The organism is Mesorhizobium sp. M7A.F.Ca.US.005.03.1.1, from assembly GCF_003997975.1.
Lineage (GTDB): Bacteria > Pseudomonadota > Alphaproteobacteria > Rhizobiales > Rhizobiaceae > Mesorhizobium > Mesorhizobium ciceri.
In genome coordinates this window covers 122,863-146,232 of sequence record NZ_RZRO01000002.1, presented here as the reverse complement: position 1 = coordinate 146,232, position 23,370 = coordinate 122,863, and the positions used below count along the sequence as shown (strand labels likewise).

Sequence of the window (23,370 nt, the reverse complement as noted above, 5' to 3'; positions counted from 1 at the left end):
GTCGCGATCATGCCTGGACGAAGGAAACGCGGTCGAGCAGGAGATGCGAAATCGCGGTGAAGCGTACGCCCTCGACCTTGGAGCTGACGATGCGGCTGTATTGCGAGAAGTAGCTGATGATCGCCGGCGTCTCGTCGAGCAGCAAGGTCTGGATCTTGCGGGCAACAAGGCGCTGTGCCTGCAGGTCGCGCGCCTTCGAGTAGTCAAGCAGCAGCGCGTCATAGGCCGGGTTGTTGAAATGTGCCGCGTTCCAAGCTCCCGAACTCTTTAGCGTGGCGTTGAGGAAGATGTCGGGCGTGCCGCGGTGGCCATAGTCGGTGATGCCGAGCACCGAATCCAGCCATGGCGAACTGCCGAACGTCGCCGAGCCGTAATAGGCGTCCTGCGGCAGGACATTGAGCTTGACGTCGATGCCGGCCTTCTTGGCGAAGTTCTGGATGATGACCGCATAGTCGGGAATGTCATAGGCGCGTTCGGTGGTCAGCGTCACCTCGAAGCCGTTGGGCACGCCCGCCTCGCCAAGCAGCCGCTTGGCCTCGGCAATGTCCTGCTTGCGCTGCGGCACCGATGGATCGGCCGAGGGGAAGATCGGCGCGAACGGCGTGTCGTTGCCGACGATGGCGCGGCCCTTGAGCAGGCCCTTGACCACAGCCTCTCGGTCGATCGTGAGCGCCAGCGCGCGGCGGATGCGCTTGTCGGTAAACGGCGCCTGGTCGGTCCTGAGATGCACCTGGTCGTGCGAGCTCGCCTGCACGCTCAGCAGCTTGAAGTTGGGATTGCCCTCGATCGCCAGCTCCAGCCGCGTCGTGCTTGGGATCACGTCGAGCTGGCCGGCCTGCAAAGCCAGCACCTGTGCCTGCTCGTCGTCGAAGAACTTGATCTCGATCCGGTCGGGCAGCGCCTTGTCGCCCCAGTAATTCTCATTGCGCACGAAGCTGGCGCCTTGCTTGGGACGGAAGGATTCGAGCTTGAACGGGCCGGTGCCGTTGAAAGTCTTCTCGAAATCACCGGCATAGTCGGCAGGCAGGATGACGGCATTGTAGACGTCGGAGGAGACATAGAACGGGAAGTTGCTGTTCGGACCGTCGAGATCGAAGGCGACGGTTTCGTCGTCGACCAGCTTGGCGCCGCCCTTGGACAGGATGCCCTTGTAGGCGGACAACGCCGACGAGCCGCTGGCCGGATCGACCAGCCGCTCGAAGCTCGCCACAACGTCTTTGGCGGTGACCGCGCGGCCATCGTGGAATTTTACCCCTTGCCGCAATTTGAAGGTCCAGCGGCTGGCCGTCTCGTTGGCCTCCCAGGACAGAGCCAGCTTCGGCTGCAGACCATCCTTCGGATCGTCGAGGATCAGATACTCGCCGACCTGGCTGATCACCCCGATGCTGGCCGGATCGGTGACCGAAACCGGATCGATCGCCTTGGTCGGCTGGCCGAGCCCGACGCGAACCGTGCCGCCGCCGGCAGCCGCGGCGCGCGCGCCTCCCAACCCCTGCGAGGCGGCAAAGCCGGTCAGGCCGAGCAGTGCGGCATATCTGAGGAGATCGCGGCGCTTGAGAAAGCCGCCCTGATGTTCGTCGACGGCGACATTCCAGATGTCCCCCGACAGATTGCGAACTGCGTCGATATCTCTGCGTCTGGTCATTTTGAAACCCTGCTTTGAAATGAAGATTGAAAATCTATGCGACGGGCTCGCCGTCGAGATGGATGCGGTCGACGGCCTGCGGATAGAAGGCGATGAGGCCCTTGATCTTCGGCATTTCCTCAATGGGATCCCGGTAGCTCCAGGCGATATCAGGGCGCACCGAACCGTCGCTCAGCAGGCCGGACCAGTAAGAGGCGATGCCCTTGTAGGGACATCGCGTCGTGGTGACGGACGCCGTCAGCCGCTCCAGCCGGATGTCTTCCGCGGGCAGATAAAAACGCGTCGGCAGATGCGTCTCGAACAGCAGCACCGGGCGGTGGCTGTCGGCGATCGGCTCGCCGTCGAACCAGATCTGCAAATGGCTCGAGCTTTGCAGAACATCGATGCGTGCATAGGGATCGCGGGCGTGGACGAAGACTTCCTCTTCCTCCTCGAACCACTGGTCGACGGCCTTCCAGGTGAATGCAATGCGGCCGGCCAGCGGCGCCAGGTTTTCATCCGGCGGCGACACGAACGACCACGCCGCGTTGGCGCTGCGCCTGTCGCCGCTGTCGATATCCCAATAGGCGGTCTCGCCACCGACCGGATGCGGCTCGCGATGCAGCGAAGGTTTCAGCACCGATGGGTCGACCGCTGACGGCGGGAAGAAATAGATCGGCAGGAAATGGTTGGAGCGCAGCACCAGCACGTTGCGGCTGTCGGCGATGGTGCGGCCGCCGAATTTGACGCGCACACGCTTGGGGCTGTGCAGGACATTGACGAGCTGCGGCGCGGTCGCTTCGCGTGGCTGCAATCTTGGTGCGACGGTCATGATCGTTCTTCCGGTCAGGACACGGCACGCGCATTGTCGCGCTGCTCGGCGAAGCGGTTGGCGGGCCGCGCCAGGCCGAAACGGTCGCGCAGCGTTCCCGGCCCGTATTCGGTCGGGAAGACGCCGCGCCGCTGCAGCTCCGGCACCACCTGTTCGGCAAAATTCACCCAGTCTTCTGGCAGCAGCGGGAACATCAGGTTGAAGCCGTCAGCGGCACCCGAAACGAACCAGTCCTGCAACTGGTCCGCGATCTGTACCGGCGTGCCGGCAACCGTCGGCACCGAACCGCTGTTGGCGAGCTTGCGCGCGATCTCGCGCAGGCTGAGATTCTGCTTCGCCCACTGCTTGACCCGGTTGAGCGATGTGCGCCCGCCATTGAACGTGCTTTCGTCCGGCAGCGGCGGCAGCGGCCCGTCCGGCGGGAACAGCGACAGGTCCAACCCGCTCCAGCTCGACAGAAGGTCGATGCCGACCTGATCCGGCAGCAAGGTCTGCAGGTATTCTTGCTTTTCCCGGCCTTCCGCTTCGGAGGCGGCGACGATCGGCAGGATGCCGGGCAGGATCTTGAAGCTCTCCGGCCGCCTGCCGTGGCGGGCCAGCCGCTCGTTGATATCCTGACGGTATTTGATGCCATCCTCCTTGGTGCTGTAGATGGCGAAGTGCGCATCGGCCTGGGCGGTGGCGAAGTTCTTGCCATCTTCGGACGAGCCGGCCTGGACGATTAGCGGATGGCCTTGCGGCGGCCGCGAGACATTGAGCGGCCCACGCACCTTGAAGTGCTTGCCCTTGTGATCGATGGGATGGACCTTGTCGGGGTCGGCGAAATGGCCTGACGCCTTGTCGATCAGCAGCGCCTCGTCTTCCCAGCTGTCCCACAGCGCCTTGACGATATCGAGGAATTCGGCCGCGCGTTCATAGCGGAAAGCATGTTCGATATTGCCGTCTCGGCCGAAATTGCGCGCCTCCTCATCCATGGCCGAGGTGACGACGTTCCACGACGCCCTGCCCTTGCTGATATGGTCGAGCGAGGCGAACATGCGCGCCACATTGTACGGCTCGCTGTAGGAACTCGACGCCGTGGTGATCAGGCCGATATGCTTGGTCACGCTAGCCAGCGCCGATAGCAGCGTCAGCGGTTCGAGGCGGGCATTGGCGTAATGGGCGACGCCGCTCTTGACTGAATCCCAGATCGACACGTGGTCGGCGACGAAGATGGTGTCGATCCTGGCGCGTTCGGCCGCCTGCACGAGATCGCGGTAGAATTCGAAATCCAGTACCTCCCGCCCCGGCGCCCTCGGGTGGCGCCACGACATCCGATGATCGCCCTGCGGGTTGAAGAAGAATGCGCTGAGGATCATGTGGTCTCGAGCCATGCCGGGCCTCCTTCCAGATCTGCTCCGGAGACCGTCGCGCTGCCTCGGCAGACGGCGACAATCTCTGCTGATGCGAGAAAGGTAGATTGCGCTCCGGCTTAATTCGAGTAATTTTATAAAGATAATGTATTGCGAAAGCGGAAGCGATTGCCCTCGATGGCGGCGCTGGAAGAAAGTGGTTTCAAGTCCCCATGTCCTCCTCGGTTCTGAACGTAGACCAGCTGTCCGTGGCCTATGACGGGCGCAAGGGATCGCATCCCGCCGTCAGCGGCGTGTCACTGCACATCGGCGAAGGCGAAGCGCTCGGCCTGGTTGGCGAGTCGGGATCGGGCAAAAGCTCGGTGGCGCTCGCCATATTGCGCTATCTGCCGAAAAACGCCCGCATCGCTGCGTCGGCGCTGGAATTCCAGGGCCGCGAAATCCGCGACCTTTCCGCCGAGCAGCTGCGCCGGCTCAGGGGAAATCATATCGCCGCCGTCTACCAGCATCCCGGTGCTGCCCTCAATCCAAGCATGACGATCGGCCGCCAGATCACCGAGACGGTCATGCGGCATCGCCCGGTTCGCCTCGAAGAGGCGCGCGGGCGCGCCGCCGAACTGCTCGGCCGCGTCCGGGTCAGCCATCCGGAGCGGGTGCTGGATCTCTATCCGCACGAACTCTCCGGCGGCATGCAGCAGCGCGCCAACATCGCCATTGCCATTGCGCTCGACCCATCGCTGCTGGTGCTGGATGAGCCGACGACGGCGCTCGACGCCAGCGTCCAGTCCGAGATCATCGCCATCCTCTCCGACTTACGCAAGGATCACAAAACCAGCATCCTGCTGATCAGCCACGACATCAATATGATCCGCCGCTCCTGCGACCGGGTGGCGGTGATGCAGGCGGGAACCGTGGTCGAAAGCGGCGTTGCGAGCGATGTCTTCGACAACCCCTCTCACGCCTACACCAAGGCGCTCATCGCCTCGATCCCGGCGCTCAACTACACCAAGCGGGACGGAAGACTGGCGGAGACGGACGGCGTGCCAGCGCACCCAATAGTCCAAGGCGAAGACGCCGGCCTGCCAAAAGAACGCCGCATCGCGATCGCCTGCAAAGGCATCAGTCATGCCTTCGGCAGCCAGCCAGTGCTGCACCACGTCGATCTCGACATCGGCCAGGGCGAGACCTTCGGGCTGATCGGCGAGTCCGGTTCTGGCAAGTCGACCCTGGCACGGATCGTCACCGGTCTGCAGACGCCAAGCGCCGGATCGGTCGAACTGTTCGGCAGGACGGTCGCGCCGCGCGTCGAGAAGAGAAACCTTGCCGAACGCCGCGACGTGCAGATGGTCTTCCAGTCGCCGGATCGCACGCTCAATCCGCGCCAGCGGATCGGCACGATCCTCGGCCGCCCGCTGCGCAGGCTCGCCGGCCTGCGCCGCAGCGAGGTGAGAGCCCGCGTCGGCGACCTGCTGCAATCGGTTCGCCTCGCCGGCGCCACGGCCGAGCAGAAATCGCGTTCGCTGTCCGGTGGCCAGCGGCAGCGGGCGGCAATCGCGCGCGCCTTCGCCGGCGTGCCGAAGGTCGTCGTGCTCGATGAACCGACTTCCGCGCTCGACGTCTCCGTCCAGGCGACCGTTCTCAACCTGCTCAACGACCTGCAGCGCGACAAGGACACGACCTATCTGTTCATCAGCCACGACCTCAGGGTGGTGCGCTACATGGCCGACAGGATCGGCGTGCTCTATCGCGGACGCCTGGTCGAAACCGGCTCCTCCGACCAGATTTTTCGCGGCCCCAACCACCCCTATACGGCCCTGCTTTTGGCTGCGTCCTCCGACGAAGCTGCGCCGAGACTATCCGCTCCAATCGAGATCGAGTCGGCCGGCGTCCCGAATACGGGGTGCTCCTTCGCCGACCGCTGCCCGCTGGTCCTGCTCGACTGCCGAAAGACGGAGCCGCCGGCCCGAGAGACCGCGGCAGGGCATCTGATCGCCTGCTGGCGGCACGGCAAGGGTGTCTGAGCGCCCGAAGGTCCGCAGCAGTGGCAGGGTTTTAGCGGCAAGCAGATCGTCGATGTCTGGAACCTCTCCGACGGCTGCTGCGGAGTTCCTGCCGCCGTGGTTGGGCCGCTTCCTCGCATACAAGTACATTCATTTGTGCTAATATATAACTGTCATGCACATTCGTTTCGTGACGAAGACGTGCGAGGATGCAATGAAAACCATGAATCGCAGGTCTGCAATTGCTCTCGGTGTGATGGCTGTCGCGATAACGCCTCTGTTCACCCTGGCGGCATCAGCGAAGAAATACGGCCCGAAGGAAGGCAAGGAGATTGCGCCCGGTGTCAGGGTGGTTGAGGTCAGCACCGGCAACTCCGACATTCCCGCCTACAAGAGCATCGCAATTGTCGACGTGGTATTTCAGCCCGGCGCACACGCGCCTCAGATGGTGATGGACAACGATATGATCTGCACCATTGCTTCAGGTGCGTTCACGATCAAGAAGGCCGACAAGGAATTCAAGCTCAAGACGGGTGACATGTACACCTGCGCCAAAGGCAAGACCGACGAGGCGACAAATACAAGCAAGGAGGTCGGCGTGCATCGGATCGCCGTCCTGATACCTGCCTAGCAAACCGGATTCCGGCCGGATGGAAGGTCGCATGCCGTCCGGCCGGCGCTTGCGTACACTAGGTGCTGGCCTCGTCCGGCCAACGCCCTTCGGCAAGATCGGCAGGATTCCGCCGCTGGTGCCAGCCAGGTCACAGCCGCATGTTCGCTTTCCTTCAGGCACAGTGCGATGCCGGCATTGGCTCTTGAAGGGCCAAGCCAGACCCGCGTAACATAGCGCCAAGTCAACCGCTCACATTGAGTCTGCTTTATTAGTCCGGGCTAACGTCCGGATTGGTTTGGATATTTTCCTTGAACACGCAAGCAACCAGCAGCGCATCGGAGCGCGGCAAATCGTTTGCCCATGTGGCGGAAGCCTCCTGGGGCAAGGGCCTTAGCACCTTGCTCCGCATCGTGCGCATGACGCTGCGCCATCCCTGGCAGGTCGCCATCACCATCGTCTCGACCTTCATCGCCGCGACGCTGCAGCTTTTCATTCCACGCCTGCTGGGACGCGCCATCGACCAGGCGCAAGGCGTGATGGCCGCAGGCGCCGGCGCTGCGGCGGAACAGGCGCTGTGGAACACGGCGCTGACGCTGCTCGTCGTCTCGATCCTGCGCGGCCTCTTCACCATGGCGCAGAACTACTATGGCGAGGCCGTCGGTCATCGCACCGGCTATGAACTGCGGCTGGCCTTCTACGAGAAGGTCCAGCGCCTGAGCTTCGCCTACCACGACAGGGTCCACACCGGCGATTTGATCACGCTCGGCCTGCTCGATCTCGACGGCGTGCGCATGTTCTTCTCCACCGGCATTTTGCGTGTGGTGCTGCTCGGCGTGCTGATCGGCGTCGGCGCCTATCTCCTGATCAGCACCGATCTCATGCTCGGGCTGCTCAGCCTGAGCTTCGTGCCGTTCGTTGCCTGGCGGTCCTCGGTCACCCAGCTCAAACTGCGCAGCACCTGGCTGACGTTGCAGGAGCGGCTGTCTGTGCTGAGCCGGGTGATGGATGAGAACCTCGGCGGCATCCGCGTCGTGCGGGCCTTTGCGGCACAGCGGCATGAGCTGGAAAAATTCGACCGCGCCAAGCGCGATGCGCTGGACCTCGCCAATCAGCGCGTCGACATCCGCGTCTCCAACACCAGCGCCATGAATTTTTCCTTCCTGGCCGCCATGGGGCTGGTGCTCTGGTTCGGCGGCCAGAAGGTGATCGCGGGTCAGATCAGCGTCGGCACGCTCGCCCAGTTCCTTACCTTCATGACCATCCTGCAGATGCCGGTGCGCCAGCTCGGGCTGATGGTCAATTCCTTCGCGCGCGCCTCGACCTGCGGCAGCCGGCTATTCGAACTGCTCGACGCCGAACTCGACATCGAGGACGCGCCCGGCGCCAAGGATCTCGTCGTCACCGATGGCGTGCTGCGCTTCGACAATGTCGGCTTCCGCTACGAGGGCGCGGGCGACCGGCCGACTCTGTCGGGCATCTCCTTCGAGGCGAGGTCCGGCGAGACCATCGGCATCGTCGGCCCGCCAGGCAGCGGCAAGTCGACCATCGCGCACCTGATCCCGCGCTTCTACGACGTCACCTCAGGCGCGATAACCATCGACGGCCAGGACATCCGCAAGGTGACGCTGCAATCGTTGCGCAAGGCGGTCGGCGTCGTGCAGCAGGACGCGTTCCTGTTCACCACCTCGATCGAGAACAACATCGCCTACGGCAATCCCTGGGCGCGCGAGACCCGCATCGGGCAGGCAGCCGAGTACGCCCAATTGCACAATTACATCATGGGCCTCCCAGCCGGTTACACCACAGTCGTCGGCGAGCGCGGCGCGTCGCTTTCCGGTGGCCAGCGGCAGCGCCTGACCATCGCCCGCAGCCTGATGCTGCGGCCGTCCGTGCTGGTCTTCGACGATTCCACCGCGGCCATCGACGCCGGCACCGAACAGCGTATCCGGGCAGCGATGAAACGCTTCGCCAGGGATCGCGTGACACTCATCATCTCGCACCGGCTGAGTTCGCTGATGCATGCCGACCAGATCCTGTTCGTCGAGGGCGGCCGGATCGTCGAGCGCGGCACGCATGAGGAGTTGCTGGCGCTCGGTGGACGCTACCGCGCGCTCCATGACCTGCAGTTGCGGCCGGACGATGAGCGGCCCGTGGCGGGAGCCGCGTGATGCAGACACCGGCCGACGACGAGAAGGAAGACACCAGCGGGCCACCGACAAAGGCGGTCGTGGGCTCGCACCGCGACGACGAAGAGGTCTTCGGCAAAGCTTATGACCCGCGCATCGTGCGGCGTATCTGGAGCTTCGTGAGGCCTTATCAGAACCGGATTTTCATCTCAGTCGCCGCGGTGCTGGTGTTCACGCTGACGCAACTGGCGATCCCGCTGGTCATCCGCTACGCCATCGACCACGGCATGACGGCTGGCAAGCTCGACCAATCGGTGATGATCGCCGCGATCAGCGCTTTCGCCGTGATCATCCTGATCAACTATGCTGCCAGCTATGTGCAGGAAAGCGTCGTCGGCAAGGTGGCCGAAAACGTGCTGTCGGACCTGCGCCGCGCCATGTTCAGCCATCTGCAACGGGTCTCGCTGAGCTTCATGGACAAGACCGAGGTCGGGCGGCTGATGTCGCGCCTGCAGGGCGACGTCAATTCGATGCAGGAATTCCTCGAAACATCGGTGATGTCGGTAGGCGACATCGTGCTGTTGTTCGGCATTGTCAGCGTGCTTTTGTGGCTCGATTTCCGGCTGGGCCTGCTGACGCTGTCGACCATGCCGGTGCTGTTCATCGTGCGCCTTTTCTGGCTGCCGCGCGCCAAGGTCGCCTTCATGGCCGCGCACGAAACCAACTCGATCGCCAACGGCGCACTGGCCGAAGGCATCCATGGCGTGCGCACGGTGCAGAGCCTCGAGCGCCAGCACGTCAATTTCGACCTCTACGACGAAAAGGTGCTGGCCAACCTCAATGCCCATTTGAGGTCGGCGAAATACGCGCAGGTAATGGTGCCGATCGTCGACACGCTGACCGGCATCGCCATGGCAACTGTCATCGTCGTCGGCGGGTCGATGGTGCTCTCGCACAGCCTCGACATCGGCGTCATGGTGGCGTTCCTGTTCTACATCCAGCGCTTCTTCGACCCGATCCGCTCGCTGACCATGCAGTACAGCGTCATGCAGCGCGCCATGGCTTCGGGCCAGCGCATCTCCGAAGTGCTCGACGTACCGGTCGACGTCAGCGACAGGCAAGGTGCGGTGGCGCTGTCGCGCGACATGGACGGCTCGGTCGAGTTCAGGAACGTCACTTTCGGTTATAGGCCGAACCAGCCGGTGCTGAAGAACATCTCCTTCCGCGTCAATCCGGGCGAGACCGTGGCCCTGGTCGGTCCGACCGGATCGGGCAAGTCGAGCTCGATGGCGCTGGTGCACCGCTTCTACGATGTCTGGTCGGGTGAGGTTCTGGTCGGCGGCCATGATGTGCGTGACCTGACCCAGGATTCGCTCGGCGATCAGGTCGCGATGGTGCTGCAGGAGCCGTTCCTGTTTTCCGGCTCGGTGCTGGAAAACATCCGCTACCACAAGACATCAGCCAGCCGCGAGGAGGTGGTCCGAGCCGCACAAGCCGTCGGCGCGCACGATTTCATCGAGAACCTGCCAGATGGCTACGATACCGAACTCGAGCAGCGCGGCGGCAATCTCTCGCTGGGCCAGCGCCAGCTGATCAGCTTCGCGCGCGCGCTGGTGGCGGATGCAAAGATCCTGGTGCTCGACGAAGCCACGGCCAGCATCGATTCCTACACCGAGATGCTGATCCAGAAGGCGCTGATCACGCTGCTGGAAGGCCGCACCGGGCTGGTCATCGCCCACCGTCTGGCCACTATCCGCGGCGCCGACCGCATCATCGTGCTGCAGAACGGCGAGATCGTCGAAAGCGGCAACCACGAACAGCTGATGGCAAGAAAAGGCCTCTACGCCCGCCTCTACAACATGAACTACGCCTCGTTCGACGACATTTCCGAAGGCGAGCTGGAACTGGACGCGGCAGTCGGCAAGGCGACGTGATTGGACCTGCAAACGACCGCAGGCGCCTAGGCCATTTCCGGGCGTCTTGACCCCTCGCGGATGGCCTTGTGCACGCCGCGTTGCAGATCCATGAATACAGGGCTTTCCATCACCTCTTCGCGGCGCGGGCGCTCGATATCCACGTTGAATGTCTGCGTGATACGTCCCGGGCCGATGCCCATGACGACGATGCGGTCCGACAGATAGACGGCCTCCTCCACATCATGGGTGACAAACAGGACGGTCAACCTGTGTTCCTCCCAGATCTGGGTCAGCAATTCCTGCATCTGATGCCGGGTCAAGGCATCGAGCGCGCCGAAGGGCTCGTCCATCAACAGCATCTTGGGCCGGTAGGAAAGCGCGCGCGCAATGGCGACGCGTTGTTTCATGCCGCCCGAGAGTTCGGCCGGATAGCGGTCCGCACTACCAGACAGCTTGACGAGTTCGAGATGCTCCAGCGCGATCCTGCGGCAGGTCGGGCGATCGTAACCAGCGGCCTTGAGGGCAAACTCGATGTTCTGCCGCGCCGTCAGCCAGGGAAGCAGCGTGTAGGACTGAAAGACGACGCCACGGTCGAGACCAGGCTGCAGGATCGGCGCGCCATCGATGCTGAGATCGCCCGCGTCGAAGTCCTGCAGTCCGGCCACGATCGACAGCAGCGTGCTCTTGCCGCAGCCCGACGTGCCGACCAGGGAGACGAACTCGTTGTCGGCAAGATCGAGGTTGATATCGCGCAGTACTTCCGTGCGCCGCTCGCCCGTGCCGAAGCTCTTGTGGAGACCGGCGATCCGCAATTTGGGGCTCATCGGCTGGACCTCATTGCGAGCGGCCCTCTTGCTTGAACAGCACCTTTTCCAGCGCCTTCATCACCTGGTCGGTGATGAGGCCGAGCAGGCCGAGCAGCAGGATGTAGCCGATGATGGTGTTGGTCTGGAAATAGCGCTGGGACACGGTGATGCGATAACCGAGCCCCGAAGTGGCGGCGACGAGTTCGGCCAGCACCAGCCAGGTCCATGCCCAGCCCAGGCTGATGCGCAGCGTATCCCAGATGCCCGGCAAGGCACTGGGCACGACGATGCGCGTCAGGATCTTGCGATCCGGCAGGCCTAGCGTGCGCCCAAGGCCGATGAAATCGGCTGGAACCCGTTTTACATTGTCCATGATCATCAGCACCTGCTGGAAGAACGTGCCGATAAAGATGATCAGGAATTTCTGCGAATCGCCGGTGCCGGCCCACAGGATGGAGAGCGGCACGAAAGCGACGACCGGCATGTAGCGGATGAAATCCACCAGCGGCTCGATGGCCGCTTCCCAGGAACGGAAACTGCCGATCAGCACGCCGATCGGTATCGACAGGGCCGAGGCGATGAGGAAGCCGATGGAGATACGGTACATCGAGGCTTTGAGGTCCAGCCACAACGTGCCGTCGGCCGCGAGCTTGGCGATCTGCATAGCGACGCTGCCCGGCGATGGCAGGAAGATCGGCTTTACCAACCCCAGTCCGGTCGCCGCCCACCAGGCAAGGCCGAGCCCGACGAACACGGCCACCGCGATCACCAGGAAGCGCGACCTGGCGATGGGCACGCCGATGCCGGAGGATCGGCGACGCCTCGCCTGTTTCGTGGGACGAGCCGGATCCGTTTGAGCGGGACGCTCCCCGGGCATCTGCGTCACCACCGCGATCCGGCCTTGGTCATTCCGCCGCCTTGACGAATGACGGGTCGATCATCTGCTCCGGCGTCACATCGGCCTGCAGCAGCTTGGCGTTCTTGGCGGCGGCTTCGACATCGGCGAAGGTCTTGGTGGTGAAATCACCGGTCAGCGCCGCCTTGTTTTCGGCGAGTGAGTAGTAACGCACGCCGTCAAAGGCGGTGTTGAGGTCCTTGACGTCCGAACCGACAGCCTTGGCGATGATGGCGCGCCCACCGGGCGTATCGGCATTGTAGTCCTTGAGCGCTGCGTCCCAGCTCTTGATCATGGCCAGCACTTGGCCGGGCCGCGACTTGATCACCTCGTCACGCACCACCAGCACGTCGCTGATCAGGCCGGGATCCTCGCCGGCGGTGAACAGCAGCTTGAGGTCCTTGTTCTGCGCCATGGCGACGGTGAGGTACGGTTCATACGTCACCGCGACCGGCACCTGGCCGGCGATCAAGGCGCTGCCGGCGTCGGACGCAGGCATCGGAACCGGTTTCACATCGTCGATCGACATGCCGTTCCTGGTGAGCGCGTATTTGAGCAGGATGTCGCTCGTCGTGCCTTCCTCGAAGGCCACCTGCTTGCCCTTGAGGTCTGCGATGGAGGTGACGTCCTTGCCGGCGATGATCGCGTCGGCGGTCATGGAGACGTCGAGCAGCAGCACGATCTTCACCGGCAGGCCGGCCGCAACCATGCCCATCGCCGTGTGGGTGGCGATGTTGGCGGCGTCGAGCTGGCCGCTTGCAAGTGCTGCATTGATGTCCTTGTCCTCGGCGAAGTTGACGATCTGGACGTCGCTCAGCCCGTTCGTCTTGAACAGGCCCTTGGCCTCGGCGACATGCCACTGGCCATAGCCGAGCCAGGGCTCGATGCCGATCTTGAACGCTCCTGCCTCGGGCGTGGTGGGAATGGCCGCATCGGCCGCGTAGGCCGCCGGGGCGGCGGCGAGCCCGATGGCGGCGGCCATCACGAGCGCGCGAAATTGTCCTGTTAGGTTACGCATCATCCTTGTTCCCCTTGATGATCGGACCGCTTTTTCTGACTGAGGTAGCCGGTCCGGTGAGACTGCGGGTTTCTGCTCTTGCGGCACTGTGCCTCGGCGTCTTACCTGCCACTTCATGGTGAAGTGCGCGGATATTTCAGCGTCAGCGGGAGCGGATGTCAAGACTAAAATACATACATGCATATACAAGTTGGAAAGACTCAATTTTTACGCTCTCCGGGATCGATCCGGTCTAGAAAATCGGTCACCCGATCGGTTCCGGCAACAGGTTCGCTGCCGACCATGACCGCCACCGAAAAGGCAATAAGGGAAGAAACCGGCGTGTGGCTGCGTGCGCCGGCGCGCAGGTTCATGACCAGCGTCGGCGACAGGAAGAGACCGGCCCGGAGCACCGCGCGCCAATCGGCCGGCAGCATGCCGCGCCGTTTGAGCTCAAGCAGCAGTGGCCGCCACAGCGCTGTGGCCTTGACCTCCAGCAGGTCGCGGCGGACGGGGCTCAGGTCCCAGTCCGTGTCGACATGGAGCAGGTTTCCGTCCAGCCGCGCATGGGCGCGAAAAGCCTCGGTCGCGGTCGCCGGATCATAGAGCCAGAACGGGTGGGCGAAGATGTTGTGGAACGTCGCCTTCACCTCCGCCAGCAGCGTCGGGATATGCGAGCCTGCAAAGGCAGGATCGAAGAAGGACAGCTCCGCCCTCCCCGCCTTCGCCGTGTACCAGACATTGGCGTTGTGGGCGTCGCCATGCGCGACCACGCCGCCTGCATCGGTAAGCCGGTCCGGCCGCAAGCGCACAGCGGCGGCATCGAAAAGCTCACCGACGCTGTCGGTGTACTGCTCGCCATTGATGACGAATTTCAGCCGGGAAAACCTATCCCAATCCAGCTCGGCACCGGGAAAGACGAACGGCTTGCCGACATAGAAATCGGCCAGCCGGCCGCCTGGCGGCAAGCGCGTGTCGGCATCGATCAGCCGCTCATGAAACAGCCTGTGGATCGGTTCCGCCGCCACGTCCTCGACGGTTACCGGATGCAGCGTTTCGAGATAGACCTTGAGCAGCCTGGCCGACAGGTCGCGCTCGGCAAGAACGGCTTCTCGCCGTTTGCCGGCGTCGTCCTGCGCATCCAGCGCGAACAGCACATCCGAAAACCTCGGATCCGTGCGCCGGCGATAGACAAGGATCTGCTCGCCCGGTTGGACCGACATATGCACGGGTTGATCAACCGGCAGGCCGGCGCGCGACAGAATCTCGGCGCGGTAATACTCGCCCGTCATCGCCTCTTCCCGCTCCTCCTGATGGAACTTGAAGAAGTAGGCCTTGCCGTCGTCCTCGAAGAAGCCGTTCAACGAATTGAGGCTGTATTTATCGAAGTTGATGCGGACATTGCGGGGACGCATCGCGAACAGGTCGCCCAGCAATGCCGCCAGCGCGCTTTGTGCTTCGGCAACATCATGCTGCGCGAGTGCCCGGATCCGCGCCGTGCGGCTCGGCGCCGGCGTCATCTGTCGCTCTTGCATTCGACCTGCTTCCGTCAGCTGCTTTTTGAAGGGGAATAGCGGCTGCCGAGCGAGTAGCGGCTGCCGGCATAAGTCAGCTTGCTGATCGTCGCCACCACCGCGCCCGTCCATGTCCGGCGGTGCAGGAAAAGGCAGCAGGCGCCGACATCGATGCCCAGATGCCGCGCCGTCTCGGCATCCGCCGGGATGGCGGAAATGATATGCTCGACCTCGGTCACCGGGGTTTTCTGCATGAGGTAGTCATAGGTCGCCGTCTTCGAAAAATCCTGCTTGTCATAGTCGGGGATAAGGCTCGGATTGACGAAGCGCTCTTCGAGTTGCACCGGCAGATCGTTCTCGAAATTGACGACGACGGAATGATAGATCGAGACGCGCTTTGGAAATTCGAACGACAGCGCCAGCTCTTTTGTCGGCATGATGGTTTCGAGGACGAGGACTTCGGAACGATGTCTGTTGCCGCGCTCGACGATCTCGGCTGCGATGTTGTTGATCTCGATCAGCGTCGACTGTGGCCGCGGTGGCGCGATGAAGGTTCCCACACCTTGCAGGCGGATCAGAAACCCGGCCGAGGTCAATTCTCTGAGCGCCCGGTGAACCGTCATCCGCGAGACGCCGAGTGAAGCGACCAACTCATTCTCGGACGGCAGCTTGCGATCTTTGCCCCACCGGCCCGTTCCGATGTTTGCCAGGATGTAGTCCTTCACCTTCTCGTAAAGAGGGCTGGCGGTGTCGGGCAAAGTGATCATTTCAAAAGTCCTTTCCGGCGATTCATCGGAAATCACGACTCGACAGGTTGCCGCATGCGGATAATTGTTTTCAAGCCGTCGCTGCGCCCCGCCAACAGCCGCTCATAGGCAGCCGGAATGTCATCCAGGCCGATCTCCTGGTCGATCAGCGCCAGCAGCGGTTCGCTCAATTCACCCAGCATCCGCACGGCCTCGGGCAGTTCGTCGGCAAAGGCATGGCATCCCAGCAACCCGATTTCGCGTTCGACCAGCGTATTGGGATCAATGTCGAGGCGGCCGTGGAAGATGCCGACCATGGCGATCGTACCGCCGGGATCGAGAACGCCGAGCAGCTGATTGAGCGCCGCGACGCTGCCGGTCGCCTCGATGGCCGCGAGCAGCGGGGCATTGGCAGTTGCGGCGGCAACGGCGTCCCGGCTCAGATCGACGATCCGGGCACCCGTCACCCGCGCCACCCGGGCACAGCGGCTCTGGTTGCGGTCGGCGATCAGCACGGTGCCGGCGAAGGTCCGCGACAACAGCAGGGCGGCAAGACCGCCGATCGGCCCGCAACCGACGACCAGCACGGAGCCTGTCGTTTTCGGCAGGCGCCGCACCGCGTGCAGCGCCACCGCCAGCGGCTCGGCCATTGCCGCGACCCGCTCGTCGAGCCCGGCACCGATGATATGCAAAAGCCGTGCAGGCAGCACCGCCTGTTCGGCAAAACCGCCGTCGCAGACCTCTCCGACGAAGCCCAGTGACGCGCAGAGATGACGCCTGCCGGCTTGGCATTGCGCGCAGTCTCCGCACCAGAAGCGGGAATCGGCGACAACCCTGTCACCGATAGCGAAGGCGTCGACGCCCGCGCCGATGGCGGTCACCGTGCCGGTGAGTTCATGGCCGGCCGTCGAAGGCGACCGGCTTATCCACTGTCCCGTGCGGAAATTGTGCAGGTCCGAACCGCAGATGCCGGCGGCATCGACCCTCAGCTTCACCCAGCCTGCATCCGGCGCGCCCGGCGTCGCGATGTCTTCGACGCGCAGATCGCCGGGCCCGTAAAGTCGTGCCGCCTTCATCGCGATCGGTTCCGCTTAGCCGGCAAGATAGCGGTCGCGGATCTCCGAGACCGCGTTCTCATGCGAGCTGAAGCCCTCGTAGCGGGCGAGCCTGCGGGCGTGCAGAGCGAGTTCCGGATAGGCCACCGAGGTGACATAGCCGACCGACGAGCGCTTGACGAAATCCGTCACCGAAAGCGGCCCGTAGGTCCGCGCCCAACGGCTGGTCGGCAGCACCGCATTGGGTCCAAGCACGAAATTGGCCAGCGTCACCGGCGTGTGCGGCCCCATCAGGATTTCAGCCGCCTCCGTGATGCGCCCGAGATGCGCGAACGGCTCCTTCGACAGGATCTCGAGATGTTCGGGCGCATAGTCGTTGATGAAGCGGTAGCTGTCTTCCAGCGACGCGGTCAGCACGATGCCACCGCGCTTGCCGGTCAGCACCGCGCGTGAAAACTCGACACGCTGCTCGGTCATCCGCGACCAGTGCTCCGGGATTGCAGCCAATGCGGCTTCGGCGATCTTGCGGCTGTGCGTCACCAGATAGGCCGAAGAATCCGGCCCGTGTTCGGCTTCGATCAACAGGTCGAGCGCAGCAAGCCCGCCGTCGACGCTGTCATCGGCAAAGATGATTGCTTCGGACGGCCCGGCCGGAAGGCCTGTGTTGATGACCGACGACAGCACGCTCTTGGCCGCCACCACCCAGGGGCTGCCGGGGCCGACGATCTTGAGCGCGGGCTTCACCGTCTCCGTGCCGTAGGCGACGGCGGCAACTGCCTGAGCGCCGCCGCATTTGTAGACGGTTCCGACGCCAGCGAGGCGTGCGGCGACCAACGTTGCCGCGTCCACCGAACCATCCGATGTCGGCGGCGTCACGATGGCGATTTGCGGCACGCCGGCAATCACCGCCGGCACCGACGTCATCATCGTCACCGATGGGAAAGCACCCTTGCCGCGCGGCACGTAGAGCGCAACGGAAGCGATCGGCGTGTACCGGTCGCCGGCATAGGCGCCCGGCCGGACTTCCTTGAGCCACATCGTTTCCGGCTTCTGCTCCTCATGGAAATGCCTGATGTTGTCGATGCCGAACTGGATGCTCTCGACGACGTCCTTTTCCACCTTGTCGAACGCCGCGTCGAACTCGGCTTCCGACACCTGCAGCTCGCCCTCGGCGACATTGGCCTTGTCGAGTTCCCTGGCGAAGCGGATCAAGGCGGCGTCGCCTTCGTCCTTGACGGCCTGGATGATCGGCCGGACCTTCTCGACGAAGACCGTCAGATCGGCCTCGGCGCGCTTCAGCAGACTGGCGCGCTGGTCGGCATCGATGGATGACAAATCGTGGAAGCTGATGTCGGACATGGCTGCTCGTTCTCCTGGAACTCTTGGAACGCAATGACGGCTGGCGCAGGCCGGCCATATGCTGCGGGCCGACAGGTCGACCCTGAACAAGGATCAAAGCCGTCGAGAGGCTTCACTTGGGCAAAAGTATATACATGTCTATGTGACGGTCGCCAGCGATTTTTCCATCATCCTTCCCGTCGAAACTACCGAGATAAACCTGCCTCATCAGATCGAGGCGAGAAAGCCGCCATCGACCGGAATGGACTGGCCGGTTATGTAGGCCGCCGCATCCGAAGCGAGGAACACGGCGATGCCATGCAGGTCGGAGAGATCACCGAAACGCCGCTGCGGGATCTTGGCCAGCATGGAGTGCTGCCATGCCTCGTTGTTGTAAAAAACGTCCGTCATCGCCGTCCTGAAATAGCCCGGCGCGATGGCGTTGACCCTTATGCCAAGCTCCGCCCACTCGGCCGCAAGCGCCCGCGTCATGCCGAGCAGGCCGGACTTCGACGAGCCATACGGCACCGCGGTTGGGATTCCGACTTCCGACGTCAGCGAGCACAGGTTGATGATGGTGCCGGGACGGCCGGCGTCGCGCATCTGCCGCGCGGCGGCCTGGGCGCAGAAGAACGCTCCCTTCAGATTCGTGTCGACGATCCTGTCCCACAGCGCCTCGTCGACATCGAGCGAGGGCCGCACCTCCTCCATCCCGACATTGTTGACGAGAATGTCGAGACCACCAAGCAGGCTGGCAGCCTCGTTGGTGGCTGCGCGGCAGCGGCCGACATCGGTGACGTCGAGAGCGACGGCATGCGCCACCCCACCGGCCGCGCGGATGGCGACCGTCGTGTGCTCCAGCGCGGCCAGGCTGCGCGCCGTGACCGCGACGTCGGCGCCGGCAGCACTCAGCGCTTCGGCGATGCTGCGCCCGATGCCACGGCTGGCGCCGGTGACAAGCGCCTTCCTGCCGGAGAGATCGAAGAGAGAAGCGTTGCGCATGTGATCCTCCTGGTCGGTGTCGGTTTCCGCTTCGGCGTAGAGACTATCAGGTCAGCTTACATATACAAGCATATACAAAGCATTTCAGCTGCGGTACGGATGACGAAATCCACCGCAGAGGAGCCAGCCCGTGTCGAAAGCCTCGGATATGGTCCGCACCGAAGTCAACTGCCTGTCGCCCTACAATTCCGGACTGACCATTGACGAGGTGCGGAAACGATACGCACCGGCCAGAATCGCCAAACTGGGCTCGAACGAAAACCCGCTCGGGCCCAGCCCGAGCCTCGCCGCCACGATGCATGCCGGCTCCGAGATGTTCCGCCTCTATCCGGACCCTGCCGGGCGCAAGCTGCGCCAGGCGATCGGCGACAAATATGCCGTCGCCGAGGACCAGATTATCCTCGGCAACGGTTCCGAAGATCTTCTCTCCGTCATCAGCCGCGCCGTGTTGCGGCCGGGCGACGCCGTCGTCACGCTCTATCCGTCGTTTCCGCTGCATGAGGACTACACGACGTTGTGGGCGCTACCGTCAAGCGCGTTGTCGTCAACGACGATCTGACCATCAATGTCGATGCGCTGGTCGAGGCGGTGCGCGAACGGCCGCGCATGCTGCTGTTCTCGAACCCGATGAACCCGGTCGGCAGCTGGCTCTCCGGCGGCGATCTGTCGAGGGTTCTGGATGCGACGAGCGACGAGACGCTGATCGTCATCGACGAAGCCTATGCCGAATATGCCAAGGGCGACGACTATGCGTCATCCCTGCCCTACCTGGGAAAGCTCGACCGGCCCTGGATCGTGCTTCGGACCTTTTCCAAGGCGTTCGGCCTGGCCGGATTGCGGATCGGCTTCGGCATCGTCGGCGACCCGGAGCTGCGCGCGCTGCTGGACCGCGTCCGCACGCCTTTCAACGCCAACGGCATGGCCCAGGCCGCAGCATTCGCGGCGCTGGCCGATGACGAACACCTCGCCAGGGTCGTAGCTCTGGCCAGGGCGGAGAGAAAACGCGTCGAGACTTTCCTGGCGAGCAAGGGCCTCGACGTCGCCGCCTCCAGAGGCAATTTCCTGTTCTTCAACTGCCGGCAGGATGCCTCCGTCTTCGTCGAAGGCCTGCTGCGGCAAGGGGTCATCGTCAAACCGTGGAAGCAGCAGGGCTTTGACACCTATGTGCGTGTCAGCATCGGCTCGACTTCGGAAAACGACCACTTCATGGCCGCTCTGTCGGCGCTGTTGTGAATGCACGTCTGGGCGGATCGCTCCGCGCTTGGGAGCCGATCGCTGCCGCCCTATTTCGCCCAAGGCCTTGACCGACGCTTGGCTTGGCTGCCGTGCGGATCGTCGATGACCACAGCGTATTTATTTGGCTTCGGACCAGCCGCAGGCCTTAACTTTCGCAGCGTGGGTTTTTACATCCGAGGGGTCTGCAAACGATCGACGCTTGAGGAGGCTCCCTTGCAGCAGCCAGATGACATAGCCGCCCGCCGATTGGGCATTCTCATCGAGCAATATGTGGAAGCGCGTAAAAAGCGCTATGACTATGTGTCGACCGAGCAGGCCTATCGGGCCATCCGGCAGGTCCTCAAACCCGCCATTCCCGATCGCGAGCTCGACGACATGGTCGCCTCACTTGCCGTCAAGAACGGCCTGGCGGTCGTCTTCGATCGTCAAACCAAAGCATCGGCCGATGATGTTCCGAGGCCAAGCCCCTAGATCGACGCACATCTGCCGGTGCCGGGCGCCATATCAACGCGGGGCCAAACGCATCGTTCGGCCCCGCATCGATGTGCATCGCCGGAGGAACCTGCGACACACCTGCGCCGTGGGCCTGTGTGCCGCAAGCCGACGGGCGTGGTGGCTTCAAGCGGCGGTGCTGACCTGGCCCGGCTCGAGGATCGACTTGACCTTGTCGGCGACGGCGCGTCCCAGATCGGCGTTGTTTGCGGCGGTGAAATGAATTCCGTCGACACCGTCCGTGGTGAGGTAATCGCCGGCATTGAGGAAATCGATCTTCATGAAATCCGCCATCGCCTTATACTGCCTGGCCAGGTCCCTGGATTTTTCGTGCCCGCCGCCGAACATGCCCTCGAACCATGGATCGGGCATCGGGGTCAGCGGCGGCGGCGCAATGACCAGCGCCTTGGGGGCCGGATAAGGGGTGCCGATGCCGCCGGCACTGGTCAGGATTTGCCCGACCAGTTTCGCCATTCCATTGGCGATCTCATAAGGCGTCCGGCGGAAATAGGACTTGGTGTCGTTGGTTCCGAGCATGACGATGACCAGGTCCAGCGGCAGATGGCTGGCGATGGCCGAGGGCAGGTAATTGGCGCCGTTCAGGCGCGGATCGTTGGGGTCGTCGAGACAGGTCGTGCGCGCGCTCAGGCCTTCCTCGATGATGTGGTAGCCCCCTCCCAGCGCCGCCGCCATCACACCGGTCCAGCGCTGGTCATAGGGGTAGCGGTAGGTCGGCGACCCCTCCTTGACCGGAACCCAGCCCCAGGTCAGCGAGTCGCCGTAGCACATGATGTTTTTTGGCGGTGACATCCATGTTCTCCATCTGTTTGCAATTGTCTGAACGCGTGGATTTGTCAGTCCCGGCGAACGCCGGTCGGCTTGCTTTTCGCCGTCTCAGGTCAGGGGTTTCGCACCCGCACTCCGTAGAAGATCGCGGCACCCAGGATGATGACGCCCTGCGCGATAAGCTTGCCGGGCTCGTCGATGCCGAGCACCGTCATCACCACGAACAGCAGAGCAAAGCACAACGCCCCGAAGAAAGGTCCCCAGACGCCACCGTCGCCGCGACCGAAGACGACGCCGCCGAGGATCGTTGCCGCGACCGCCAGGATCGGCAGGTCGAGGCCGACACGGACGCTGCCGACGGCGATCGAACCGGTCTGCACCAGGGCCGCGATCGCCGCGATCAGGCCGGCGAGCGTGTGCGCAAGGATCACCGTGCGCTGGACCGGCACGCCGGAAAAATGCGCGGCTTCGGCATTCTCCCCGACCGAGGCGACGTAGCGGCCAAAGACGGTCCGCGACAGCAGCAGCCACACCAAAGCGGTCAGCAGGACCCAGAACAGCACCGGCGTCGGAACCGACAGGAATTTCGTGTTGTAGAGGTCGTTGAACAGCTTCGGCACATCGCCGGGCGGATTGCCGCTCGACAGGAACTGCACCAGCCCGACCAGGATGATGCTGACCGCCAGCGTGACGATGACCGCCGACACCCGCCGGCTCCCTATCATGAAGCCGTTGAACAGGCCGATGACGAGGCCGGTACCGAGCGCCAGCACGACGAAGAAAGGCATCGACGCGCCGGGGAAAGTGCCTGACGAAATGAAATAGTTGATGAGCAGGATGATGCCGCCGCCGGAAAGGTCGATCGACTTCACCCGCATGACGACGAGCTGCCCCAGAACCAGGATGCCGAGCGGGACGATCTGCCTGACGAAGATACCCATGATGTTGAGGTTGAGCATGTTCGGTCGTGCGATCCACAGCGTGGCCAGCAGCACGAGGAAGACAAAATAGGACGGCGGTATGCGCAGCAGGCGCCGGGCGATCGGATTTGCGAGAACGGCAGCCATCTTTTATAGCCCCATCTTCTTGCGGGATTGCAGCCCGACCACCGCCAGCAGGATGCCGCCCTTGATCGCGGTCTGGACGAACGGCGAGACGTTGGCGAGGTTCATGCCATTGGCCAGCAGCGCCATGACCAGCGCGCCGATCACGGTGCCGTGCAGGCTGCCTATGCCACCGGAAAGCTGGGTGCCTCCAAGCGCCACGGCGGTGACGGTATCGAGTTCGAAAAGCAGCCCGACATTCGGATCGCCCGACACGATGCGCCCGGCCAGGAAGACACCGGCAACGGCTGCGAAACAGGAACAGATCACATAGGCGAGGATGATGTTGCGGCGGTCGGAGACGCCGAAATTGCGGGCAGCACTCTCGGCGCCGGACGCGATGCCGCCGCCGATCGCAAACAGATGCAGCCCATACCGGGATCCGTAGAGCAGTTTCCACGCTGCCAGGATCACGACGATGCCCCAGAAAACCGGATAGGGAATGCCGAGGAAACTGCCCGAGACGGCATCGATGACGATCTCCGGCACCGTGCCGCCGGAGACGGGCCGCAGGATGCGCGTGATGCCGAGCACGATGTACTGCGTCGACAGCGTCGCGATGATCGGATGGACGTTGAAACGGGTGATCGCCAGACCGTTGATCAGCCCGATGACTGCCGCCAGCACGAGGACCGCCGGGATCAACACAATCGCTGGCTGGTCGAGCGCCAGCACCGCGGTGGTGAAGCTGATGACCGAGCCGACCGACAGGTCGAGCCCGCCGATGAGCACGACGACGAGCTGTCCGATCGCCGCGATGATCAGCGGCATCGCCTGGGCAACCAGGTTGAAGAGGTTTTCGGCCGTGGCGAACTGCGTCGTCTCGACAGTCAGCCACAGCGAAATGAGCAACGCGACCAGCAGCGGCAGGCCCCACAGGCCCTGCCGCGTGTTCCGGCCATTCAGGATGTTGAAAACCGAACGAACCATGGCAGGC

The 23,370-nt window shown here is 63.4% G+C and carries 19 protein-coding genes and 1 pseudogene; 6 read left to right on the top strand and 14 right to left on the bottom strand.

The window, feature by feature from the left end; all coding sequences use genetic code 11:
- Positions 1–7 precede the first annotated feature (7 nt).
- Genes EN990_RS01695 through EN990_RS01685 form a run of 3 tightly spaced genes read right to left on the bottom strand, consistent with a single transcriptional unit; the run spans position 8 to position 3,829 of the window.
- The gene (locus EN990_RS01695; RefSeq protein ID WP_024503938.1) at positions 8–1,645 is read right to left on the bottom strand and encodes an ABC transporter substrate-binding protein; all 1,638 of its coding nucleotides are present in this window, start codon (positions 1,643–1,645) and stop codon (positions 8–10) included.
- 34 nt (positions 1,646–1,679) lie between these two features.
- Positions 1,680–2,456, bottom strand: a complete 777-nt coding sequence (locus EN990_RS01690; protein WP_024503939.1) for a DUF427 domain-containing protein — start codon at positions 2,454–2,456, stop codon at positions 1,680–1,682.
- 14 nt (positions 2,457–2,470) lie between these two features.
- Entirely contained in the window at positions 2,471–3,829 is a 1,359-nt protein-coding gene (locus EN990_RS01685) for an LLM class flavin-dependent oxidoreductase (RefSeq protein ID WP_024503940.1), read from the bottom strand.
- Between the two features lie 191 nt (positions 3,830–4,020).
- Between EN990_RS01685 and EN990_RS01680 the strand changes: the two genes are divergently transcribed.
- The 4 genes from EN990_RS01680 (at position 4,021) to EN990_RS01665 (ending at position 10,481) form a co-directional block, all read left to right on the top strand.
- Positions 4,021–5,829, top strand: coding sequence for an ABC transporter ATP-binding protein (locus EN990_RS01680; protein ID WP_127368932.1), 1,809 nt, complete (start codon positions 4,021–4,023; stop codon positions 5,827–5,829).
- A gap of 193 nt (positions 5,830–6,022) precedes the next feature.
- On the top strand, positions 6,023–6,439 hold the full coding sequence (locus EN990_RS01675; RefSeq protein ID WP_127368933.1) for a hypothetical protein: 417 nt from the start codon (positions 6,023–6,025) through the stop codon (positions 6,437–6,439).
- Between the two features lie 290 nt (positions 6,440–6,729).
- Entirely contained in the window at positions 6,730–8,589 is a 1,860-nt protein-coding gene (locus EN990_RS01670; protein ID WP_127385265.1) for an ABC transporter ATP-binding protein, read from the top strand.
- On the top strand, positions 8,589–10,481 hold the full coding sequence (locus EN990_RS01665) for an ABC transporter ATP-binding protein (RefSeq protein ID WP_127368119.1): 1,893 nt from the start codon (positions 8,589–8,591) through the stop codon (positions 10,479–10,481). The genes EN990_RS01670 and EN990_RS01665 overlap by 1 nt, the downstream gene beginning before the upstream one ends.
- Positions 10,482–10,507: 26 nt before the next feature.
- On the opposite strand, the gene EN990_RS01660 is transcribed toward EN990_RS01665, so the two are convergent.
- From EN990_RS01660 to EN990_RS01620, 8 genes are all read right to left on the bottom strand, one after another.
- Positions 10,508–11,287: an ABC transporter ATP-binding protein gene (locus tag EN990_RS01660; protein ID WP_027160902.1), complete on the bottom strand. Its 780-nt coding sequence runs from the start codon at positions 11,285–11,287 to the stop codon at positions 10,508–10,510.
- A 10-nt stretch (positions 11,288–11,297) separates the two neighbouring features.
- Positions 11,298–12,065 carry an ABC transporter permease gene (locus EN990_RS01655; protein WP_027160903.1) on the bottom strand — a complete coding sequence of 256 codons (768 nt, stop codon included), beginning with the start codon at positions 12,063–12,065 and terminating at the stop codon, positions 11,298–11,300.
- 109 nt (positions 12,066–12,174) lie between these two features.
- Complete coding sequence (locus tag EN990_RS01650) at positions 12,175–13,185, bottom strand: ABC transporter substrate-binding protein (RefSeq protein WP_164745972.1); 1,011 nt, start codon at positions 13,183–13,185, stop codon at positions 12,175–12,177.
- Between the two features lie 197 nt (positions 13,186–13,382).
- The gene (locus tag EN990_RS01645; protein WP_164753797.1) at positions 13,383–14,681 is read right to left on the bottom strand and encodes a hypothetical protein; all 1,299 of its coding nucleotides are present in this window, start codon (positions 14,679–14,681) and stop codon (positions 13,383–13,385) included.
- A gap of 29 nt (positions 14,682–14,710) precedes the next feature.
- The gene (gene hutC, locus EN990_RS01640) at positions 14,711–15,442 is read right to left on the bottom strand and encodes a histidine utilization repressor (RefSeq protein ID WP_013530484.1); all 732 of its coding nucleotides are present in this window, start codon (positions 15,440–15,442) and stop codon (positions 14,711–14,713) included.
- A gap of 32 nt (positions 15,443–15,474) precedes the next feature.
- Positions 15,475–16,497 (bottom strand): alcohol dehydrogenase catalytic domain-containing protein, encoded by a 1,023-nt coding sequence (locus EN990_RS01635; RefSeq protein ID WP_063172699.1) that lies wholly within the window; start codon positions 16,495–16,497, stop codon positions 15,475–15,477.
- Positions 16,498–16,512: 15 nt separating this feature from the next.
- Positions 16,513–17,835 (bottom strand): histidinol dehydrogenase, encoded by a 1,323-nt coding sequence (hisD, locus tag EN990_RS01630; protein ID WP_063172700.1) that lies wholly within the window; start codon positions 17,833–17,835, stop codon positions 16,513–16,515.
- Positions 17,836–18,042: 207 nt separating this feature from the next.
- Complete coding sequence (locus tag EN990_RS01620) at positions 18,043–18,816, bottom strand: glucose 1-dehydrogenase (RefSeq protein WP_127368123.1); 774 nt, start codon at positions 18,814–18,816, stop codon at positions 18,043–18,045.
- 148 nt (positions 18,817–18,964) lie between these two features.
- Here EN990_RS01620 and EN990_RS01615 point away from each other — a divergent pair.
- Both EN990_RS01615 and EN990_RS01610 read left to right on the top strand, forming a co-directional pair.
- Positions 18,965–20,049 (top strand): annotated as a pseudogene (locus tag EN990_RS01615) (histidinol-phosphate transaminase).
- A gap of 105 nt (positions 20,050–20,154) precedes the next feature.
- Positions 20,155–20,523: a hypothetical protein gene (locus EN990_RS01610; RefSeq protein WP_224620654.1), complete on the top strand. Its 369-nt coding sequence runs from the start codon at positions 20,155–20,157 to the stop codon at positions 20,521–20,523.
- Between the two features lie 147 nt (positions 20,524–20,670).
- On the opposite strand, the gene EN990_RS01605 is transcribed toward EN990_RS01610, so the two are convergent.
- From EN990_RS01605 to EN990_RS01595, 3 genes are all read right to left on the bottom strand, one after another.
- Complete coding sequence (locus EN990_RS01605) at positions 20,671–21,354, bottom strand: SGNH/GDSL hydrolase family protein (protein ID WP_013530477.1); 684 nt, start codon at positions 21,352–21,354, stop codon at positions 20,671–20,673.
- A gap of 89 nt (positions 21,355–21,443) precedes the next feature.
- Positions 21,444–22,397 (bottom strand): ABC transporter permease, encoded by a 954-nt coding sequence (locus tag EN990_RS01600; protein WP_063168693.1) that lies wholly within the window; start codon positions 22,395–22,397, stop codon positions 21,444–21,446.
- 3 nt (positions 22,398–22,400) lie between these two features.
- Entirely contained in the window at positions 22,401–23,363 is a 963-nt protein-coding gene (locus EN990_RS01595) for an ABC transporter permease (RefSeq protein ID WP_127368125.1), read from the bottom strand.
- Positions 23,364–23,370: the final 7 nt, after the last annotated feature.

Excerpts from the sequence above, each read along its gene's own strand:
- EN990_RS01650 (WP_164745972.1), bottom strand. The coding sequence starts at position 13,185 with ATGATGCGTAACCTAACAGGACAATTTCGCGCGCTCGTGATGGCCGCC.
- EN990_RS01645 (WP_164753797.1), bottom strand. The coding sequence starts at position 14,681 with ATGACGCCGGCGCCGAGCCGCACGGCGCGGATCCGGGCACTCGCGCAG.
- EN990_RS01635 (WP_063172699.1), bottom strand. The coding sequence starts at position 16,497 with ATGAAGGCGGCACGACTTTACGGGCCCGGCGATCTGCGCGTCGAAGAC.
- EN990_RS01600 (WP_063168693.1), bottom strand. The coding sequence starts at position 22,397 with ATGGCTGCCGTTCTCGCAAATCCGATCGCCCGGCGCCTGCTGCGCATA.
- EN990_RS01675 (WP_127368933.1), top strand. The coding sequence starts at position 6,023 with ATGAAAACCATGAATCGCAGGTCTGCAATTGCTCTCGGTGTGATGGCT.
- EN990_RS01685 (WP_024503940.1), bottom strand. The coding sequence starts at position 3,829 with ATGGCTCGAGACCACATGATCCTCAGCGCATTCTTCTTCAACCCGCAG.
- hisD (WP_063172700.1), bottom strand. The coding sequence starts at position 17,835 with ATGTCCGACATCAGCTTCCACGATTTGTCATCCATCGATGCCGACCAG.
- EN990_RS01690 (WP_024503939.1), bottom strand. The coding sequence starts at position 2,456 with ATGACCGTCGCACCAAGATTGCAGCCACGCGAAGCGACCGCGCCGCAG.
- EN990_RS01595 (WP_127368125.1), bottom strand. The coding sequence starts at position 23,363 with ATGGTTCGTTCGGTTTTCAACATCCTGAATGGCCGGAACACGCGGCAG.
- EN990_RS01680 (WP_127368932.1), top strand. The coding sequence starts at position 4,021 with ATGTCCTCCTCGGTTCTGAACGTAGACCAGCTGTCCGTGGCCTATGAC.
- EN990_RS01620 (WP_127368123.1), bottom strand. The coding sequence starts at position 18,816 with ATGCGCAACGCTTCTCTCTTCGATCTCTCCGGCAGGAAGGCGCTTGTC.
- EN990_RS01605 (WP_013530477.1), bottom strand. The coding sequence starts at position 21,354 with ATGTCACCGCCAAAAAACATCATGTGCTACGGCGACTCGCTGACCTGG.
- hutC (WP_013530484.1), bottom strand. The coding sequence starts at position 15,442 with ATGATCACTTTGCCCGACACCGCCAGCCCTCTTTACGAGAAGGTGAAG.
- EN990_RS01660 (WP_027160902.1), bottom strand. The coding sequence starts at position 11,287 with ATGAGCCCCAAATTGCGGATCGCCGGTCTCCACAAGAGCTTCGGCACG.
- EN990_RS01695 (WP_024503938.1), bottom strand. The coding sequence starts at position 1,645 with ATGACCAGACGCAGAGATATCGACGCAGTTCGCAATCTGTCGGGGGAC.
- EN990_RS01665 (WP_127368119.1), top strand. The coding sequence starts at position 8,589 with ATGCAGACACCGGCCGACGACGAGAAGGAAGACACCAGCGGGCCACCG.
- EN990_RS01610 (WP_224620654.1), top strand. The coding sequence starts at position 20,155 with ATGACCACAGCGTATTTATTTGGCTTCGGACCAGCCGCAGGCCTTAAC.